This window comes from Halococcus morrhuae DSM 1307, from assembly GCF_000336695.1.
Taxonomy (GTDB): domain Archaea; phylum Halobacteriota; class Halobacteria; order Halobacteriales; family Halococcaceae; genus Halococcus; species Halococcus morrhuae.
In genome coordinates this window covers 1-4,267 of sequence record NZ_AOMC01000022.1, presented here as the reverse complement: position 1 = coordinate 4,267, position 4,267 = coordinate 1, and the positions used below count along the sequence as shown (strand labels likewise).

2 protein-coding genes and 1 pseudogene are annotated in these 4,267 nt (G+C 60.2%); 2 read left to right on the top strand and 1 reads right to left on the bottom strand.

The genetic code is table 11. From position 1 onward, the window contains the following. Positions 1-863 (bottom strand): annotated as a pseudogene (locus C448_RS01170) (dihydrodipicolinate synthase family protein); the annotation flags it as partial. An 83-nt stretch (positions 864-946) separates the two neighbouring features. On the opposite strand from C448_RS01170, the gene C448_RS01165 reads away from it, so the two are divergent. After that, positions 947-1,900, top strand: coding sequence for a sugar kinase (locus C448_RS01165; RefSeq protein ID WP_004051294.1), 954 nt, complete (start codon positions 947-949; stop codon positions 1,898-1,900). Between the two features lie 712 nt (positions 1,901-2,612). Beyond that, on the top strand, positions 2,613-4,043 hold the full coding sequence (locus tag C448_RS01160; RefSeq protein WP_049916002.1) for an aldehyde dehydrogenase family protein: 1,431 nt from the start codon (positions 2,613-2,615) through the stop codon (positions 4,041-4,043). The last annotated feature ends 224 nt before the right edge of the window (positions 4,044-4,267 follow it).

Here is a 4,267-nt window from a genome sequence, read left to right as displayed (position 1 = left end):
CGGCTTCGAGCGCCGATCGCTCCTCGTCGTCCATCCCGCGGAGCGGACTCCGCAGCGGGCCGGCGTCGAACCCACGCAGCGAGAGTGCGGCCTTCACACCGGCGAGATACGGCCCGCCTTTGAACGCGTCGCGCACCCGATAGAGGGTGCTCTGACACTCGCGTGCGTGCTCGATATCGCCTGCCGAGTACGATTCGTGGAGATCGACGAGCAGTTCGGGGAGAGCGTTCGCCACCGCGCTCACGCCACCGGTACAGCCGACGAGCCGGCCGGGGAACTGCAGCGAGTCCGACCCGGCGAGGAAGACGAGGTCGGGGNAGCCAGGGGACGTCCTTGCTCGAATCCTTGACGCCGGCGAGTCCGTCGATCTCGGCGAGCGCGTCGAGCGTCGCGTGGCTGAGCGCGTTCCCGGTCTTCGAGGGGATGTGGTAGACGTAGATCGGGAGCTCGGTGGCCTCGGCGACGCGGCGGTAGTGTTCGACCGTGCCCGTCTCGTCGACCGGGTAGTAGTAGGGCGTGACGACGACGAGCCCGTCCGCGCCGGCCTCGGCGGCGTGCTCGGCGCGGTCGACCGTGTGGTACGTGCTCGGCGCGCCGACGCCCGCGATGACCGGCACCTCGCCGCCGACCTCGTCGACGACCGCCTCGACGACGCCGGCCTGTTCGTCGCCGTCGAGTAGCGCGAACTCGCCGTTCGTTCCCAGTGGAAAGACGCCGTGGACGCCCCGATCGACGACGAACCGGGCGTGGTCGGCCGTCGTCTCGTAATCGACGGATTCGTCCTCGTCGAACGCCGTCACCATCGGCGGGACGACGCCGCCGAGATCGAGCGGATCGTCGTTCGCAGTCGCGTCGTGGCTCATGGCGTTCGTTCTCGGTGTGTAATCATAAACGTTCAGAGAACGGATTCCGCAACGCCTACCCCGCCGCCCGCGTAGGTCGATCCATGACACCGGACGTGCTCACGCTCGGCGAAACGATGGTGCTGTTCAGTCCCGACGAACCGGGACCGACGAAACACCAGCAGACGTTCAAAAAGAGCCTCGGCGGTGCCGAGAGCAACGTCGCCATCGCCCTCTCGCGGCTCGGCAACGACGTGACCTGGCACAGCACACTCGGCGCGGATCCCCATGGAAAGTACGTCAACTCGTTCGTCCGCGGCGAAGGCGTCGATACGTCGACTGTGGAGTTCACCAACGATGCACCGACGGGGATCATGTTCAAGGAGCGCCGTGCGTTCGGCGAGACCTCGGTCTACTACTACCGCCACGGCTCGGCCGCGAGCACGATGACGCCCGACGATCTCCCCGCCGACGCCATTGCGGAAGCCGATTATTTCCATCTCACTGGTATCACGCCCGCACTGAGTGACTCCTGTCGTGAGGCGACCCTCGCAGCCGTCGAGCGCGCACGCGAGGCCGACGTGACAGTGTCATTCGATCCGAACATCCGCTACAAGCTCTGGGGGAGCGACGAGGAGATGCGACGGACGCTACTCGCGCTCGTCGAGAAGAGCGATATCGTTCTCCCAGGCATCGAGGAGGGACGAACTCTGTTCGACGCCGGCACGCCCGACGAGATCGCGAACGCGTGTCGCGATCGGGGAGCTGCCATCGCGGTCGTCAAACTCGGTGCCGAGGGTGCGCTCGTCGACGACGGTGAAGTGACCCGCGTACCGGGCTACAAGGTTGAGCGCGTCGTCGACCCCATCGGCGCGGGTGACGGGTTCGCCGCTGGCTTTCTGGATGGTCGTCTTCACGGACTCGGCGCGGTCGAGGCGACGAAGCGTGCCAACGCCGTCGGCGCGTTCGCCACGACCGTGACCGGCGATGTCGAGGGGCTACCCACCGAGCGCGAACTTGACGTGTTCCTCGGCGAGCGCGAGGCGCTACAGCGATGATTTCCTAATCAGCCAAATAAATCATATCTAACTGGCGACAAATAGGACAACTGATAATAGATGAGGGATGACTCGAAGATGGATTTACGAAGTTGAAGTATTTCCTTAGAAGACTGTATACATGGTGTACGGTGATCTAAGTCAGGTTGAGGTTTGTTGTGACTTTCACTATAATTTTTGAGAGAAACCCGGAATAGTAGTGCAAACTAAGGACATGGACAGCAAATCAGATTCCCTACAGGAAGCGGAGGTTCGTTTTAATCATCGATAGCGCGTTTGACCAACGTCAGGGTGTCATAGAACGGTTGGCATGGTTTTCAGCTATCGATTGAGGAGTCTGCTATCGACACTTCTGAATAGCAGCGATATTGGCTGCTTCTCAGACACCGTTTCTCGGGGTGCTGCTGAGGTGTGTGAAGAGTTCTATGACACCCTGCAACGTGGTTACACGAGTTGCGAATCTGGAAATTTCGCTCCCTGCTTCAGACGCTTCTGTCTCACAGTTTATCCTACTGCAGTATAGTGGTTTACTATTCCTTAGAAATAAAAATGTTCATGCAATGTTTGAAAATTCTCGCAATTCCTGATTTTCGCCAACAGAAGCTCCAAGATTACGTCAATAGGGTCGTTCCGTGGTCCTGTTCACTCATAACTCGTCACTATTGACTCGATCTATAGTAACTATTTTATAGAAGGCTGTCAATGCGTGCCTATGGCTATCGTATCCACTACACAAGATCAACGGCCATTCATTGATGGTCAATGGGAAGACGGCTGTGAACCCATCGAGGTGTCTGATCTTGCCGAGGGTGGCGTGTTCGCTCGGGTGAAGGCAGCGGATGGGGAACAGGCCGAGAGCGCGCTCGCGGCGGCCGAGAACGCACAATCCGCGCTCGCCGCGACGACGATCCCCGAGCGCGTTGCGTGGCTCGAAGCGATTGCGGCGGGACTGCGTGAACGGGAGGACGAACTCGCGGATGTGATTGTTCGTGAGGCGGGCAAACCGATTTCGAGTGCGCGCGCCGAGGTTGAGTCGGCCGCTGAGCGGTTCGAGCGCGCCGTCGAAGAGGCACGGGGATTAAATGGAGAGTTCCGAATGGGAACCACCACCGGTCATGAGGGTTGGGAGGCGATCATCAAACCCGAACCGATCGGGACCGTGCTCTGTATCACACCATACAACTATCCACTCTCGACCACCGCGCTCCAGGTTGCGCCAGCACTCGCCGCCGGTAACAGCGTTGTGCTCAAGCCCGCAAGCAAGACTCCTGTGAGTGCAGCGATTCTAGCCGACATCGTCGCGTCGGCCGACATTCCGGCAGGCGGATTCAATTTCGTGCCGGGGCACGCAGGTGCGATTGGTGACGTGCTCGCCGGTTCGGATCAGATTGATGCGATCGCGATGACCGGCTCGTCGGATGCGGGCGAACATGTTGCGCGCCAGAGCGGCATCGTCAACCTCCACATGGAACTCGGCGGGAATGCTCCCGCAATCATCTTCCCCGACGCTGACCTCGATGCAGCCGCCGCGGCGTGTACGAAGGGGGGACTTAAATACGCCGGACAGCGGTGTTCGGCAATTAGCCGCGTGCTGGTCCACGAGTCGATCCATGATGACCTCGTAAAGCGAATTGAGGGTGAGATGGACGCCTACCCAATGGGTGATCTTTTCGACGAGGCAACTGCGTTGGGGCCGCTCATCAGTGCCGATCAGGCTGACTGGGTTGAGGATCTCGTCATCGACGCCACCGATCGGGGAGCCGAGATCGTTCGCGGCGGTAGGCGCAATGGACAAAAGTTTGAGCCCACGCTACTCGGCCGTGTTCCGGAGAGCGCACGCCTCGTCGCCGAAGAGCAGTTCGGCCCTGTGATCCCGATGACGACGTTCACCGACGAGAACCATGCTATCGAGATCGCTAATAGTACTGATCTCGCACTCGACGGCTGCGTGTTCACGACCGGGTACGATCGTGCGCTTCGGGTCGCTGAACGCATCGACGCCGGCGGAGTCAGGATTAACGGCGCACCGAGCCACGGCCTCGGTGACATCCCGTTCGGCGGGAACGAGGATTCTGGCATTGGCCGCGAAGGCATCGAGACGAGTATCGAAGAGTTCGTTCGCTACAAAAACATCGTGCTATAACCAATGGTGTCATATAATAATACAATTAGACGAGATGTCGATGAATTGGGTTCACTGGTTGGTGAAGTACTCGAAACACAGACCTCGACCGACGTGTTCGAGACGGTCGAACGGCTCCGCACCACCGCCATCGACTGGTCGTGTCGCAAAGCGGTCTAGACTTCGGTAGCAACTGACTCCCTTCAGGAAGGGGTTGTCTCTGGTGACCAAACCGAGACCACCCC

Excerpts from the sequence above, each read along its gene's own strand:
- C448_RS01165 (WP_004051294.1), top strand. The coding sequence starts at position 947 with ATGACACCGGACGTGCTCACGCTCGGCGAAACGATGGTGCTGTTCAGT.
- C448_RS01160 (WP_049916002.1), top strand. The coding sequence starts at position 2,613 with ATGGCTATCGTATCCACTACACAAGATCAACGGCCATTCATTGATGGT.